This is a genomic window from Spongorhabdus nitratireducens, assembly GCA_947387575.1.
Classification (GTDB): domain Bacteria; phylum Pseudomonadota; class Gammaproteobacteria; order Pseudomonadales; family Endozoicomonadaceae; genus CANDOC01.
In genome coordinates this window covers 418,724-432,196 of the sequence record CANDOC010000001.1, presented here as the reverse complement: position 1 = coordinate 432,196, position 13,473 = coordinate 418,724, and the positions used below count along the sequence as shown (strand labels likewise).

Sequence of the window (13,473 nt, the reverse complement as noted above, 5' to 3'; positions counted from 1 at the left end):
TGCCATCCTGATTATTTTCCAGCCATTATCCAAATCAGAACGGGCACCGGATTTCACCATTTTGCCGGTTTTGTCACAATCCTGCGGTTATCTGCAATCTGTCTATTGATGTGGCAGAGGAGCATTCAGTAAGGTGTTGGGCTATGAACAAGCATACCCAACCCGGACTGGTGTCTTTTGATGCCTCAAGTGTTAACTGCAGGCGGCAATTGATTCTGCCGCAAGGCATCCGGCTGGCGGAATATCAGAACGGCAATGAACGGCTGTATTACCAGAATGAGCAAAGCCATACCTTCAGCCTCTATCTGCAAGGTGGGTTTCAAACCATTCGCACGGATGAAAAGTCTCCGAACGGGGCTCCGGGTCATTTCTGTCTGATGCCGGAAGGCGCTTACTCCGCCTGGGATGTAGGGCCAACCCAGCGCTTTCTTCACCTCTATTTTGATGATCACTATATTCGCCGGCTGGCACTGGCGACATTTGATCTTGACCCGCGGCTGATTAATCTGCCGGAACTGACATTCTGTCATGACCCGGCACTGGAAGCACTGGCCCGGCACAGTATTGCCGGCTGGGACTGGCAAGGAACGGATTGCGAGCTGGCACTTGAACAGGCAGTACAGCTACTGCTGGTCAATCTGATCAAACAACAGGGGCTGATAAAGCATGACTCGGACCGGTTAAAAGGCGGCCTGGCTCCAGCGATCAACAAACGGGTATGTGATTATATTCAGGCCCATCTGCATCGTCCGGTGAGCCTGTCAGAATTGGCAGCTGTCGCTGAACTCAGTGAATACCACTTCTGCCGTATGTTCAAAACCAGCCTGGCGGAAACACCACAGCAATATATCACCCGTTTACGCGTGGAGCGGGTACAGACACTGCTGCAGCAACAGGCCAATGCGACTGAAACACGACAGAACATGGCTGATATGGCACTGACCTGTGGTTTTTCGAGCCAGAGTCATATGGGACGCGCCTTTAAAAAGCAAACCGGGATCACGCCAGGGCATTATCTTCGAAGCCTCGCACTATAAGCAGGCGATGTCGCTATTTCACCCTTTCCAAAAAACATGCACACGCTGTTTTTTTCCGATATAGTCTTTCGCAAATAAGAATCATTCTTAATTCAAACTTATCAGGAAAGAGGCTTTTAATGTCACAGATCAGCACCCTGCGAACCGGACTGATTTTCGGTACCGATACCGGCAACACCGAAGAAATGGGAGGCAAAATCAGTGCAGTGCTGGCAACCTACGGCTGCGAAGTAAGCATGCATAATATTGCCGACGCCGTCCCCGAAATCTTTGAATCCTATGAATTTTTAATACTGGGAATACCCACCTGGGACTTCGGCGGAATCCAGTCTGAATGGGAAGATTTTGAGCAGCAACTGCAGACGCTGGATCTCAAGGGAACGACTGTGGCCCTTTACGGACTGGGGGATCAGTTTGGGTATGCCGATTACTTTGTCGATGCCATGGGGTGGCTTAACGAGCGAATACTCAAGACAGGTGCCCGGGTTATTGGTGCCTGGTCAACTGAAGGATATGACTTTGAGGCATCCGAAGCCGCTAATAAAGACAAAACCCTGTTTTGTGGTCTGGCCCTTGATGAAGACCAGCAGTTTGATTTATCTGATGACCGTATCAATGCCTGGGTAGAGCAACTGGTGGTTGAACTGGAAGAGGCCCGGGCTGCCTGAACCACACCATTTGAACTGATAACCGAAAAGATAAAGAACCCGCCGCGCAAACTGGCGGGCTCTCTACTCTCTTATATGCTTACATTCTTACACTCTTGCCAGATATATTCAGTCAAACGGGCGAATACGATAACCGGCAGCCGATGTCTGGTCATGGTAATCATAATAAGCGGACAGATGGGTATCACGCGACAGCTGGTTGTAGAATGACTCACCGTCATTGCCCCATACCCGGCCAATATGGTTCTTCGCCTTGACGTTATCCGACCAGTTTTTCTCACCACTGGACATATTGTTCATCACCACATAAGCAGATGAACTGTCGTCCATACCGCCGACCTTGCCGGTGATATCGCCCTGATCATTGGTTTCGGGAGAGATAAAGATTTTGCCGCTTAGTCGGCGTTCATTGGCATAGTCTTTCAGGGTCTGGTTACGGTGTCCGTTCAGCACCAGAATGATTTTGCCCTGTAGTGCACTGGCCGCAGGCCATCCTCTTTGCGCAACCGCATCCCGCAGCGAACCACCCTGCCCGGTAAATACTTTCAGGTCATAGGGGGTAAACAGTTTGGAGCCAAACACCCGGCTGACCAGATTATCCAGATCGGTCGGCGTCCGTTGATCTCCGCTGCCGGACCAACCCTGCTTTTTATCCAGGATGATGGTGACCGGGAAATGCCCCGGATGGTTATCACTCCACTGTTTTACATCACTGAGACAGTTTTCCAGATTACCGATGCCACTGCAGTTACTGTTGTTGCCCCCGGTCGGATAATGGCGCACAAACCATGACCGAGGCTCATCCCCCCACCACAGGTCACGGTCATCATAGAAGTCAATTTCCAGCGTCCTGACAGAGTCCAGCGCTGATACCAGACTTTGGGCATGCTGACTTTCATAGCAATTGTGACAGGCAACCTGGGCAATATCATCAAACGAGGTATTCCACACCCGGCTATCAATAAAAGACTGTTGTTCAGCCGCACTGACTGGCAGTGCCTGCAAACCCAGCAAGCCGACAAAGGCGGCAGCACCTGCGAGAATCTTCTTTTTCATCTGTTCTCTAAACCACGGTATTTGAATTGGGAGGGAATCGAGTAAAACCCGGCAGAATGACTGCGGTATTACATCGACAATATTGTCAGGCACCAGATGCAAAGCCGCACCCAGAGCCGGACAAGTTATTACGCTAAGGCAGGTAAAGGTATTGAAGCGCTGACAGGGGTCAATATTTGATCAACGCCTTACGATTCGTGACATCTTATTACTTTTGACTACATATGACGCTTAGCTGTACCTGTGATGTAAACATCCAATTTATTTGCACCAAGGTTCAATGTTAGGCTATTCACGCTCGTAATTTATTGCGAACCAACACAACAGATAACCGGGTAACAATAATGATAAAAAAATGAAGCGACCGGTGGTCTTCAGACCTCGATGACCTGGCAAATTATCGAAGTCTATAACGACGCACATATCACTCAGTATATTCGCCGAACAGAAGTGCCCGGCGGCTGGCTGGTTGAATCTGTATTTGATCGCATTTACCGCTCAACAGCCCGTAATCCGGAAGATGGCATTGGGTCAGGCTCCGGTCTGACCTTTGTGCCCGACCCGGAAAAGCAGTGGCAGCCGGATGTTATTGCCACGGTGCCCTGAATAGCCTGACTCAACTTTAAAAGAACAATATTTACTGCAAGTTAGATTGACTTGTTGTTATTTCTGGAAGCGAGTTATGGAAAGTTTCATACCTAAAACCCCAAATTTTGAAGCCAGAGTTCGTGACAGTTTTGCCCGCCAAGCCGTTATGGACACAGTCAATACCTCAATTGCCACCATTAAACCGGGACGGGTTGAGCTGGCGTTTATTCCCTCACCGAAACTAACCCAGCAGCATGGATTTGTTCACGCTGGTATCGTATCAACTGTGCTGGACTCCGCCTGTGGTTACGCGGCTTTTTCCCTGATGCCTGAAGATGCCGCAGTGCTGACAGTAGAGTTCAAGGTTAATCTGCTGGCGCCGGCGCAGGGGGAACGCTTTCTGGCTATTGGTAAAGTTGTTAAGCCAGGGCGCAATATTACCTTTACTGAAGCAGAAATGGTGGCCTTTGATGGCGGCAAGACAAAACGGGTAGCCAACATGACCGGCACGATTATGTCGGTTTTTAACCGCAATAATATTCAAAGCTGAATACGGATTATTAAATGAAAACCATCGGTCTGCTCGGCGGCATGAGCTGGGAATCCACTGCCAGCTATTACAAGGCATTGAACGAAGGCGTTAAACGGGCGCTGGGCGGACTGCACTCTGCCAAAATCTGCCTTTACAGTGTCGATTTTGATGAGATCGAAAAGCTTCAGCATCAGGGACGCTGGGATGAAACCGCAGAGATACTGGCTACCGCAGCTAAAGCAGTTGAGGCCGGTGGTGCCGACTTTCTACTGATCTGCACCAATACCATGCATAAGGTCGCTACTGAAATTGAAGCGGCGCTTTCCATCCCCTTGTTACATATTGCCGATGCTACAGCAGAACAGCTGTTACAGGACAACCGGCGCAAGGTCGGCCTGCTGGGTACCCGGTTCACAATGGAACAGGACTTCTACAAGGGGCGACTGACGCAGAAGTATGGGATTGATGTGATTGTGCCGGATAATGACCAGCAGACACGGGTACACGACGTAATTTATTCGGAGCTGTGTCTGGGACAGGTAAACGAAACATCTCGCCAACAGTATCTTGAAATAATTGCCGACCTGCACAGCCAGGGCGCCGAGGCCATCATTCTGGGCTGCACCGAAATTGCACTGCTGGTAAAACAGTCAGATACTCAGATACCGCTATATGACACGACAGCTATTCACGCCACCAAAGCGGTAGAGACTGCACTGGCATAAAATACCGCTTTTACTACCAAATCTTGGACCGCCCTGATTTATATCAGGGCCTTGCCCGTACTTTTCAATCAAACTGCCCCACAATACACGACACTTGTAGACATCAGCCTAAGCCGGTTATAGGATGCAGCCATAATATGCAAAACATATACACCTTCGGCCGCTGAGCCTGGCTCCGGCTGATGGGGAGAGACTGTTATGAGTCTGAGTGAACAGACAATCCGCATCATAAAATCCACTGCGCCGGTACTGGCAGAACAGGGTGATGCAATTACCCGCCATTTTTACCAGCAAATGTCCAACCATAACCCTGAACTGATGAATGTTTTCAGCATCAGTAATCAGCAAACCGATCGCCAGCAGGTTGCTCTGGCTGATGCCATTCAGTGTTATGCCGCCTATATCGACAATCCCCCGGCGCTGAAAGACGCGGTAGAGCGTTTCGCCCAGAAACATGCCAGCTTTACGCTTCAGCCGGAGCAATATTCTATCGTCGGCAAGTATCTGATTGAAGCAGCTGCTTATGTCCTTAAAGATACAGCCACAGACGAAACCCTTGCTGCCTGGCGTGAAGCCTATCAGCTGCTGGCCAACCTGTTTATTGAGATAGAAGAAGGGGTTTATCGCCAGTGCGAAAGCACCGACGGCAGCTGGCAAGGCACGAGAGAGTTCCGGGTCGCCGCCAGGGTTGCGGAAAATGAGCTGATTACCTCGTTCTATTTTGAACCGGTAGATGGCAGACCCGTTGTTAATTTCCTTCCGGGACAGCATATCGGCCTCAGTCTCAAGCCGGAAAACTCAGGTTATCGCTGCATTCGCCAGTACAGTTTGTCAGATGCGCCTAACGGCAAGACTTACCGAATCTCCGTCAAGCGGGAAACGGATTGCGAGAAAGAGGGATTGATTTCCAACTACCTGCACGACTCGGTACAGGTGGGCGATATTGTCGAACTGTGCCCACCAACCGGTGAGTTTGTACTGGATGTCGAGGCATCCAGCCCGGTGGTGTTACTCAGCGGCGGTGTAGGTCAGACCCCGATCATGAGCATGCTGAACACCCTGGCTCAAACCAGCCGTCAGGTTCGTTATGTTCACAGTGCCCAGAACAGCAAGGTTCATGCTTTTGGTGCTCACACCAAAGCTGTTGCTAACAAGCATGACAATGTAGAACAGATTGTATTCTACAATGCTCCGACTGCAGACTGCAGCGGCCATGACTACAACGGTATCATGAATATGGAAGCGATCCGAAACCGGATTGAGTTGCCGAATGCCCACTACTACTTCTGCGGCCCACTCGGTTTTATGGCCATGGTCAACCGGACCCTGAAAAGCTGGGGTGTTCCGAAAGAGAATATCCACTTTGAAGTGTTCGGGCCTCATAAAGAGATCTGATCCCTGTCGAGCCAGCTATTCATAGCTGGCTCACAACACCCTGTCCCGGATTAATCTGAAAGGTAGTACTCAACGGTTGATACAACCCGCACCGACTTGATATGCGGGTTATTGTTATCTCTGGCCGAGATACTGAACTGTCCCTGTGAAGCTCTTTTGATTTTACCCAGCTTGCTGTGAGAATCTGCCGCGAATTTCTCTGCCACTTCGCGGGCATTTCGGGTAGCTTCTTCAACCATTTCCGGTTTGATCTCATTCAGGCGGGTAAACAGATACTCGGTGCGGGCCCGGTAATCATCGCCGGTAAAGACAATCCCCTTTTTGCCCAAGGCTGAAAGTGAGTTCATCACGGCTCTGACAGTATCAATATTTTTGGAATAGACTGTGACCGTCTGTACCGCAATATAGCGAAACTCACTCGGGTTACCATTACCATATTGCTGGGCAGAACGGTCGGTTATTGAAGGTGAGGAAAAGCTGATTTCAGTTGCTTCAATACCTCTGGATTGCAAGAATGACTGAATCTCGGAAGAGCTGTTTTCTATCGCATTATAGAGCGTCTCGAGATCATTTCCGGCCTCGGTAAACATAATCGGCCAGATCACAATATCAGCCGGGTATTCCCTTTCAGCCAGTCCCTTTACCGTTACGCTGCGATCAAGCTGCCGGTATTCAATAGCGGCACTGCCAAGCAGATAGCCCAGTGAAGACAGACCAAGAATAATCGAAAGGCCAAGAATCATCAGGCCCGGAACATTATTTCGTTGCACAACAGTATCCTTACATCACATCAAAAACTTCAGCAGTATATATTGCCAGTCAACCCAGTGCTGCAGCCTGAATCAGGCAGCCTGATCTGCAAACCTGATGTTGTCACCAGCCGCCAGGGTTCCGGTAGCAATAACACTGGCATAAACACCAAAATGCATGCCGAAATGCTGCGATACCGTTTTCAGTACTTCAGGCCTGTATTCATAGCCGGGCTGATCAAGCGCAACCATCCGGCACCTTTCGGTTTTACCCGTGATTTCCAGCACAACATCATTGATATGAAGCGTCTTGCCGATCAGCTCCTGATCCGTAAATTCACAGTCAATCACAATATTGGGCCGAAACCGCGGCGCAGCAATTTCAGCATCCGGGCATAACTGCTGCAGCGAAAGCAGCGAGGCCGTTGTCATAATATGGACGGCTCCGGCATCAAAATGGGGGATGTCGTTTTCTCTGGTAAGGGATACCGGTTGCCCAAGCGTTTCAGACAGTTGTTGATCCAGCCCGATATCGCCTTTATTCAGTGAGCTACCATCAGGAAATCTGACAGTAACGCCATCTGTTATCAGTGAAGCCCCGAGAGATAGCAAGCCATCAATACGTCGGAAACGTCGGGTATTCTTGCCACTGCCAAACTTTCCCTCTGGATTGCTGATAGCATACAGCCGGTCACCCTTAATACCTCTGCTGTCGACTTCAACCTTTTTCAGCTGCTCTCCCTGCAGTGATTTTACCGGATAGCGCCATAAAGAATTAATCACGCCATGTTTCATAAACAACTCCGACGGTTCTTATATTTGTTCTTGCTGTAAAATTATTGTTGTACAGGCAGTCAGGCAAACTCAGCCAGCGCTTTCTGATAAGCCGCCCGGGCCTGCGGACTCAGGTAATCATTCATTGTCTCGAACAGATCAAACAGTCCCTGCCCGTATTGCTGTTTGAATTGGTCGCTGGCACACACCAGCTCCAGTTCATTGGCTGCTGTCAGTTCACAGAACCGGGTCATCTGATCAACGGACATTTCAAATTCTGTGTCATTAAACCGGTTTCGAAACCGGACAGATGATGACTTGCCGAACCGGGGATAGACCGCGTCACGATCACAGGCACAGTACAAATAAACCAGCGCTTCAGCGTCTTTGCCAATCACAGCGGCAATCTCTCCACGCCGGGCCAGAGACACCATTTGCTCATCGAAACCTGCCGTACCATAGGCCGCATGAAACAGCCCGGCGGTTCTCAGGGTTTCATCAGCCCCCCACTCTGCCAGCAATGACTCTGTTCCCTTGAGGTGCGTTTCCAGTGAGCCGTGCAGATGTTGAAAGTCCCCTGCCCCGAGTGAAGCAAGCTTTTCAAATTTGTGATTCATTCCCCGAACTCCACCGAATACAGTAGGGTCATTTTACAGGCAATACGACTGCCAGGTTCAGGATTAGAATAGTTCTTGTGCGGTTCGCTCTTTACCCAGGCGAATACTTTTAATATTCGCGGTACCCGGCAACAGGCTTTAACAGCCCGTGCCGAATAACAAACTAGATTGTCATTTCATCCCGGCTGGACAGTGCTATACGCTCTTTCACAATCTGTTCCTTGAACGCCTTGATAAACTCCCTGTCCCCATCATTTTGCTTGCTCAGCCAGAGCTCAAAATAGTCAGTCTCATTCACATACACTTTGATAACCGTATCATCCAGCAGTGATTCAGCCCATGTGACCTCCAGATCAGTTATGTCCTCATAGCCAACCCTGTTGTTCATGATGCGGCTGGTTTCCAGCTCTTCCCAATAACTGACCACACAGCAGTCGGTAAGAAACTGGCCATCTTCCAGAACCGAGGTAAGGCCGCCCGCATAAAACTTGATAATCTCTTCATCAGGCTGTAGCAAGCTGTTTTCAATCAGAATTTCACGGTTCGATTCTGACAATTCAGAGCCATCAATCACCGTTTCAGGCAGATCCCAGAGAGTCAGCTGCAAAATAGCCAGCAGTGCCAGTGGACCGAGCAAAACAGAAGGCACACTCCATTTCAGAGCATGCTTTGGAGGTGTCCAACTGTCACGCTTCCACATTTTGTATACGGTGGGCAGTAAAGGAACAAAGATGAAAAAAGACCCTATAAAAGTCTGCTCACTCAGGTTTGAGCTGATGGCTGCAACAAAATATATAACAGCCAGAAAATACCTGATGTTATCCGTCTTATATAACTTTTCACCGGTATCTGCATCGAGATCCTTGATGAGTTCGTTGTACATAAACGGCAGGAAAACCGCTCTCCAGAATGGCCGGATATCACTGTCCTGTCTGGCTTTGATGTATTGCCAGTTTCTGAAGGCCCAATAGATGGAATAGATGTTGAACGTTCCGAGGTTTAGCAAGGTAAACAACAACGGGGATGGCGATAACCTTTTTTCCATTTCAGCTACTTATAGATAATTCTTCTCAGGCGACTTTAACTGTTCACTGCCTCCCAACCGGACTTACTCACATCAAACAGAACCCGGACAGGCGCGGCTAAACCAGCACAACGAATGACCAGTATGTTATCACCAGACCATTAAAAAACGACAACTAACAGCTACTGCCAGGTTGACTCTTTTCACAGATAACGCATCATGACCCGATCTTTGACCTGACAAATAACAACAGACAAACAGGATAAAGAGCATGAAATACAAAGGAAGCTGCCATTGCAGTGCCATTCAGTTTGAATTTGAAGCACCGGCAATTACCCGGGGACTTCGCTGTGACTGCTCAATCTGCACCCGCAAGGCAGCAACAATGACAGCTTTTACCCTGCCTCCGGAACGACTGAAAATCACGGCTGAGAAAGATGCACTGGCGACCTACACCTTTGGTCAGGATGTAGCGCGTCATCATTTCTGCAACCGGTGTGGTATCTATACCTTTCACCAAACACTGAGAGCGCCTGGCGAGTACCGGATCAACACAGGTTGTATTGATGGCCTGGACTCAATAAATCTACCTTTTGATATTTTTAAAGGGTCGGAGCTTTAGAAAGCAAATCTATAAATTTGATCATGGCATTATCTGTTACCATCTCGCACCACGCTTGCAAATGATTTCTTGCTAGAGGGTTTCACACTAATAACACTTTTTGGTGTTGATTCAACTTCGTCCAGACCAACACCACAACCAGAGCTTGGCCGAGGCAAAGGAAAATCAATCAGTACTCTTCTTTCCGACAAGGACTCCTGGCCTTTTCTATCAGCGCGGCGAACAGTATCTGTTCGCCGCACTTTTCGGTTGGTAGACATAACGAGTCTCCATTCATTCACTTTGGGTCTGCCACTGGAAATAGTGTGTACAGGCCGAGGAGAACACTGAACTGCCTCAGCTGAAGGCAAAACAGAGGCATGCCTATATTTTTCGGTCAGTTTCACACTCTCATCCAGCCGCCTCATCAAGTCTATATTTGCCGCTTCCTTATCCTCTACTAAGGCTTTAATTTTAGCGATCTCTTGTTGTAACCGTGTTACCTGTAAGCATTCCTGATCAAGCTCACTTCTTGCCATATGAGTTTCACGATTAGCCTCAGCATGAGACTTTTCCAACATAGCTATTTTTATCTCCTGTTTCCGCTGAACACTCTCAGCTTCCTCAAGATTATCCCTCAAAGCCTGAATGATTCTGTCGGTTTCCTCATTCTGTTCCACCATTGTTTCATGATCATTTTCAAGGGTTTCAATTCGTTTGTAATAATCATCTCGAACAGCGCCTAATTGCTCCAGCTCTGATTCCAGATAGCTGACCCTTCTACGGCAATCATCACGTTCAAAAGATACTTGCTGTAATTCTTGCTTCAACTGACTGATCCGCTCTGTCAGCTCATTTAAAGATTTTATTGCATATAAAGGGATTTGTTCACGTGATTCATCAACAGCTTCAGCTGAGGCAAACACAGTCACCTCCCGTGCTTTTTTGATGGGAGGAGCCTGGTAACAAAAATGATCCTCCTGTGTTTGATTGTATGACTCATCAGGGTTGAACGGTGCAGGAAGTGTCAGCAGCGCCTCAGTAATATGATCGATCTGGCTCCAGTTACAATCAGGAGCCTGTTTTTTCACATCGACCTTACGACCATATTCATACCTGCCAATTGAAAATAATAATGACGAACTATTAAACACTTCGGTTTTACTGGGTGGTCGCTCCCGATAGCTTAATTTTCTTTTCCTGCTATTGGGTGGATAGTGCAAAATAAATTTCTGGCGCGATGCCTTCCCGTCACGCTCAAGTCTGAAGCAAACGACAAACCCATGTGCGTCCCGCTCCTGTTCCAGGCTGATATCTCTCAGGCAGCTGATCCCTTTCAGCGGATGCCATGTCACCTTTTTGCGATGGTCATCGTCATAGTCAAGACACAGACCCGCAATACCTCGATCAAGATATCCCCTCGCTTCCGGGTCAGAGGCTATATCACTGATGCTGATTGGTTTATGAACCTCACCTCCTTCATCATCATCAAACCATTTGAAAAACTCGGACTCCACCTGAGAGCTTTCTCCCAGCCAGATATTGTTACGCATTTGTACTGTTACTCTTTCCGGTGTTTCAGCAATAAGCTCTGAAAGTGAAACTTTTTCCCTACGCTCAACTCTGTAAACCAATTGCTCATACACACCAGCCATATCTTCGTGACTCATCTTCTCCTGATACTTTTCATCAATGAGATTCGGGTCTCCACTCCAGCGCCATTTGATATTAAGCCGTACAGGCTTGCCGCTCTTGCGTTCTACTGCTCGCTGCTTGATCCAGAGCGCGTAGTATCTGCCTTTGATTTTAAAAAATAATTCAACGGTTCGGTAAGTCTCATACAATTGGTATGTATGACCACCTCGCCCCGTTTCACTGGCAATACTGCACCTGAATTGAATGACACCAATATGCCTCTCTTCTTCAGGAAGCACTACAACAGCAGACATTGCTGCCTGTAACGGTACTGAAAACAAATACAGCCCGTAAAAAGCAAGCAGCAGGAAGACTATTTTATGTTCTGGCCCTTTCCAGCCCATTTATTAACCAGCCGCACTGTACTTTGAGATAAAAAAGCATAGTTACTGGATATTTATTTTCCATTGCTTTCGCAGAAAAGGGTTCAAGTATCAGTTGGCTCATATACCGGCTCCCTCCCTGCGGGCGCAGGGAGCGCCTGAGTGTGTCCATAAAGTTATCAGCGTCCACGGCGGGTGTAGTGAAGATAATATTGAGCTGAAACCTGTTTTACAGGAAAACGTACAGGTTTCTACTTAGATGTTACTTTGAAACTCGAACCCGATCTGCAGTTTCAGAATGAAAAGAGGCCATCAAAAGCTGGATGATGTGAATCACAAATGTAAAAATCCAGTCTTTCTTGGTACTGGTGATTTTGTCAGCATTGCTAATAATGACAGTCTGCACGCCAGAGAGGTGATCCATATCGGGGATATGGCTGCTCACAAAATGCGCTGGTTATGTAAAACCTTCAACGTTAACAGCTTGCAGGAACATCAGCATATGATGTCTGATGACCGCTACGGCGTTGTCAATGAATAAAGAAAAGGGATAACAATATGCCTGAGCCATCCGAGTGGAAGCTGTAGCTATGCGTACAACCATTTTATCCTTGTTGTTTATTACCTTGTACGGTTCGGGGTTTGTGGCTACCCAGTTCGGGATACCCTATGCTGACCCACTTTCATTTCTGACCTACAGATTTTCTATAACAGCAATAATACTTGTCGTTATTTGCTTGCTATTCAGAGTCAGATGGCCAGGCTCTTTCCGTGAAGTATTTCACATATCGATTGCCGGCATGCTGATCGTCGGTACATTTTCAATTGGCGTCTTTATTTCTATTGACCTGGGTACCTCGGCTGCAACGTCATCCCTGATCATAAGCTTCCAGCCACTGATAGCCAGCCTGTTATCATTTCTTGTATTGCAAACAACCATCAGCAAGCAACAATGGGTTGGTTTGTTTATGGGGCTTCTGGGGGTCAGCTTTATCGTCTTTAACAACCTCGGGATCGATAATCTGTCGGGCATCTTGATGTCAATACTGGGGCTGCTGGGCCTCGCATTAGGCAGTGTTTATCAGAAGAAATTTTGTTCAAATATGAATGTATTTTCTGGTGGTGTTATTCATACCTGTGTTTCTGCAGCCATGTGTTACACAATCGCCATGTTTTATGATGGCAGCTATACAGACTGGCAGCCCGCATTTATTTTCTCTCTGCTATGGATGGCTGTTATTGTTTCAATCGGGGCACTCAGCATTCTATATATCCTTATCAGGCAACTTGAGATCAGCCAGGTATCCAGCCTGTTTTATCTGATTCCTGTCAGCTCAGTGATGCTTTCAGTGATACTTCTTGACGAATCGCTGGATACCAACGAGTTGATTGGCATTCTGATAACATCCATGGCCGTTTTCATGGTTAACAGTCCCCTGTTCAGGTTGTTCAGGCAAGTTGAACCCACTTGATCAGGTAGAGCTTACTTTTCTCTGATACGTAGCACGGCATCGATACAAAGTATCAAAAACATCTTGGGGGGCTTAATAACGCCCCTTTCTGGGAAGATTTTTCACCAGCGAAGCCCCTAAGAACAAGGCTTTCGGTTTCTCAAAATCCATTCCCGGAACTGGATTCTCAATAGATCATGACAGAATGGGTTTAGAGAGATCTGGCTTAACTGCTCTT

15 protein-coding genes are annotated in these 13,473 nt (G+C 47.9%); 9 read left to right on the top strand and 6 right to left on the bottom strand.

Translation table 11 applies throughout. The features are described from left to right. Nucleotides 1-143 precede the first annotated feature (143 nt). Both ACYZZ0_RS01870 and ACYZZ0_RS01865 read left to right on the top strand, forming a co-directional pair. On the top strand, nt 144-1,037 hold the full coding sequence (locus ACYZZ0_RS01870) for a helix-turn-helix domain-containing protein (RefSeq protein WP_461534866.1): 894 nt from the start codon (nt 144-146) through the stop codon (nt 1,035-1,037). Nucleotides 1,038-1,156: 119 nt separating this feature from the next. Continuing rightward, the gene (locus ACYZZ0_RS01865) at nt 1,157-1,705 is read left to right on the top strand and encodes a flavodoxin (RefSeq protein ID WP_461534865.1); all 549 of its coding nucleotides are present in this window, start codon (nt 1,157-1,159) and stop codon (nt 1,703-1,705) included. 108 nt (nt 1,706-1,813) lie between these two features. Here the strand turns inward: ACYZZ0_RS01865 and ACYZZ0_RS01860 are convergent, their stop codons facing one another. Further along, nucleotides 1,814-2,761 carry a Ca2+-dependent phosphoinositide-specific phospholipase C gene (locus tag ACYZZ0_RS01860; protein ID WP_461534864.1) on the bottom strand — a complete coding sequence of 316 codons (948 nt, stop codon included), beginning with the start codon at nt 2,759-2,761 and terminating at the stop codon, nt 1,814-1,816. A gap of 384 nt (nt 2,762-3,145) precedes the next feature. Between ACYZZ0_RS01860 and ACYZZ0_RS01855 the strand changes: the two genes are divergently transcribed. From ACYZZ0_RS01855 to hmpA, 4 genes are all read left to right on the top strand, one after another. Beyond that, nucleotides 3,146-3,367: a hypothetical protein gene (locus ACYZZ0_RS01855; RefSeq protein WP_461534863.1), complete on the top strand. Its 222-nt coding sequence runs from the start codon at nt 3,146-3,148 to the stop codon at nt 3,365-3,367. A 76-nt stretch (nt 3,368-3,443) separates the two neighbouring features. Then, the gene (locus ACYZZ0_RS01850) at nt 3,444-3,899 is read left to right on the top strand and encodes a PaaI family thioesterase (RefSeq protein ID WP_461534862.1); all 456 of its coding nucleotides are present in this window, start codon (nt 3,444-3,446) and stop codon (nt 3,897-3,899) included. Between the two features lie 14 nt (nt 3,900-3,913). Continuing rightward, on the top strand, nt 3,914-4,606 hold the full coding sequence (locus tag ACYZZ0_RS01845; protein WP_461534861.1) for an aspartate/glutamate racemase family protein: 693 nt from the start codon (nt 3,914-3,916) through the stop codon (nt 4,604-4,606). Nucleotides 4,607-4,804: 198 nt separating this feature from the next. Next, nucleotides 4,805-6,001 carry an NO-inducible flavohemoprotein gene (gene hmpA, locus ACYZZ0_RS01840; protein WP_461534860.1) on the top strand — a complete coding sequence of 399 codons (1,197 nt, stop codon included), beginning with the start codon at nt 4,805-4,807 and terminating at the stop codon, nt 5,999-6,001. Between the two features lie 50 nt (nt 6,002-6,051). On the opposite strand, the gene ACYZZ0_RS01835 is transcribed toward hmpA, so the two are convergent. The 4 genes from ACYZZ0_RS01835 to ACYZZ0_RS01820 form a co-directional block, all read right to left on the bottom strand. After that, a complete protein-coding gene (locus ACYZZ0_RS01835; protein WP_461534859.1) occupies nt 6,052-6,771 on the bottom strand; it encodes an SIMPL domain-containing protein in 720 nt (239 codons plus the stop codon). Nucleotides 6,772-6,843: 72 nt separating this feature from the next. Further along, nucleotides 6,844-7,545 carry an MOSC domain-containing protein gene (locus ACYZZ0_RS01830; protein ID WP_461534858.1) on the bottom strand — a complete coding sequence of 234 codons (702 nt, stop codon included), beginning with the start codon at nt 7,543-7,545 and terminating at the stop codon, nt 6,844-6,846. A 59-nt stretch (nt 7,546-7,604) separates the two neighbouring features. Continuing rightward, nucleotides 7,605-8,141, bottom strand: a complete 537-nt coding sequence (locus tag ACYZZ0_RS01825) for a DUF6817 domain-containing protein (protein WP_461534857.1) — start codon at nt 8,139-8,141, stop codon at nt 7,605-7,607. Between the two features lie 163 nt (nt 8,142-8,304). Then, entirely contained in the window at nt 8,305-9,186 is an 882-nt protein-coding gene (locus ACYZZ0_RS01820) for a hypothetical protein (protein ID WP_461534856.1), read from the bottom strand. Between the two features lie 250 nt (nt 9,187-9,436). On the opposite strand from ACYZZ0_RS01820, the gene ACYZZ0_RS01815 reads away from it, so the two are divergent. Continuing rightward, nucleotides 9,437-9,787, top strand: coding sequence for a GFA family protein (locus ACYZZ0_RS01815; protein ID WP_461534855.1), 351 nt, complete (start codon nt 9,437-9,439; stop codon nt 9,785-9,787). Nucleotides 9,788-9,816: 29 nt separating this feature from the next. Here the strand turns inward: ACYZZ0_RS01815 and ACYZZ0_RS01810 are convergent, their stop codons facing one another. Then, nucleotides 9,817-11,805 (bottom strand): hypothetical protein, encoded by a 1,989-nt coding sequence (locus ACYZZ0_RS01810; protein ID WP_461534854.1) that lies wholly within the window; start codon nt 11,803-11,805, stop codon nt 9,817-9,819. Between the two features lie 277 nt (nt 11,806-12,082). Between ACYZZ0_RS01810 and ACYZZ0_RS01805 the strand changes: the two genes are divergently transcribed. Continuing rightward, nucleotides 12,083-12,325, top strand: coding sequence for a hypothetical protein (locus ACYZZ0_RS01805; RefSeq protein WP_461534853.1), 243 nt, complete (start codon nt 12,083-12,085; stop codon nt 12,323-12,325). A 49-nt stretch (nt 12,326-12,374) separates the two neighbouring features. After that, on the top strand, nt 12,375-13,256 hold the full coding sequence (locus tag ACYZZ0_RS01800) for a DMT family transporter (RefSeq protein WP_461534852.1): 882 nt from the start codon (nt 12,375-12,377) through the stop codon (nt 13,254-13,256). Nucleotides 13,257-13,473 lie beyond the last annotated feature (217 nt).

Bases quoted from the DNA above. Each gene is read 5' to 3' on its own strand.
- ACYZZ0_RS01805 (WP_461534853.1), top strand. From the start codon at position 12,083: ATGAAAAGAGGCCATCAAAAGCTGGATGATGTGAATCACAAATGTAAA.
- hmpA (WP_461534860.1), top strand. From the start codon at position 4,805: ATGAGTCTGAGTGAACAGACAATCCGCATCATAAAATCCACTGCGCCG.
- ACYZZ0_RS01820 (WP_461534856.1), bottom strand. From the start codon at position 9,186: ATGGAAAAAAGGTTATCGCCATCCCCGTTGTTGTTTACCTTGCTAAAC.
- ACYZZ0_RS01865 (WP_461534865.1), top strand. From the start codon at position 1,157: ATGTCACAGATCAGCACCCTGCGAACCGGACTGATTTTCGGTACCGAT.
- ACYZZ0_RS01800 (WP_461534852.1), top strand. From the start codon at position 12,375: ATGCGTACAACCATTTTATCCTTGTTGTTTATTACCTTGTACGGTTCG.
- ACYZZ0_RS01845 (WP_461534861.1), top strand. From the start codon at position 3,914: ATGAAAACCATCGGTCTGCTCGGCGGCATGAGCTGGGAATCCACTGCC.
- ACYZZ0_RS01815 (WP_461534855.1), top strand. From the start codon at position 9,437: ATGAAATACAAAGGAAGCTGCCATTGCAGTGCCATTCAGTTTGAATTT.
- ACYZZ0_RS01870 (WP_461534866.1), top strand. From the start codon at position 144: ATGAACAAGCATACCCAACCCGGACTGGTGTCTTTTGATGCCTCAAGT.
- ACYZZ0_RS01810 (WP_461534854.1), bottom strand. From the start codon at position 11,805: ATGGGCTGGAAAGGGCCAGAACATAAAATAGTCTTCCTGCTGCTTGCT.
- ACYZZ0_RS01850 (WP_461534862.1), top strand. From the start codon at position 3,444: ATGGAAAGTTTCATACCTAAAACCCCAAATTTTGAAGCCAGAGTTCGT.
- ACYZZ0_RS01825 (WP_461534857.1), bottom strand. From the start codon at position 8,141: ATGAATCACAAATTTGAAAAGCTTGCTTCACTCGGGGCAGGGGACTTT.
- ACYZZ0_RS01830 (WP_461534858.1), bottom strand. From the start codon at position 7,545: ATGAAACATGGCGTGATTAATTCTTTATGGCGCTATCCGGTAAAATCA.
- ACYZZ0_RS01860 (WP_461534864.1), bottom strand. From the start codon at position 2,761: ATGAAAAAGAAGATTCTCGCAGGTGCTGCCGCCTTTGTCGGCTTGCTG.
- ACYZZ0_RS01855 (WP_461534863.1), top strand. From the start codon at position 3,146: ATGACCTGGCAAATTATCGAAGTCTATAACGACGCACATATCACTCAG.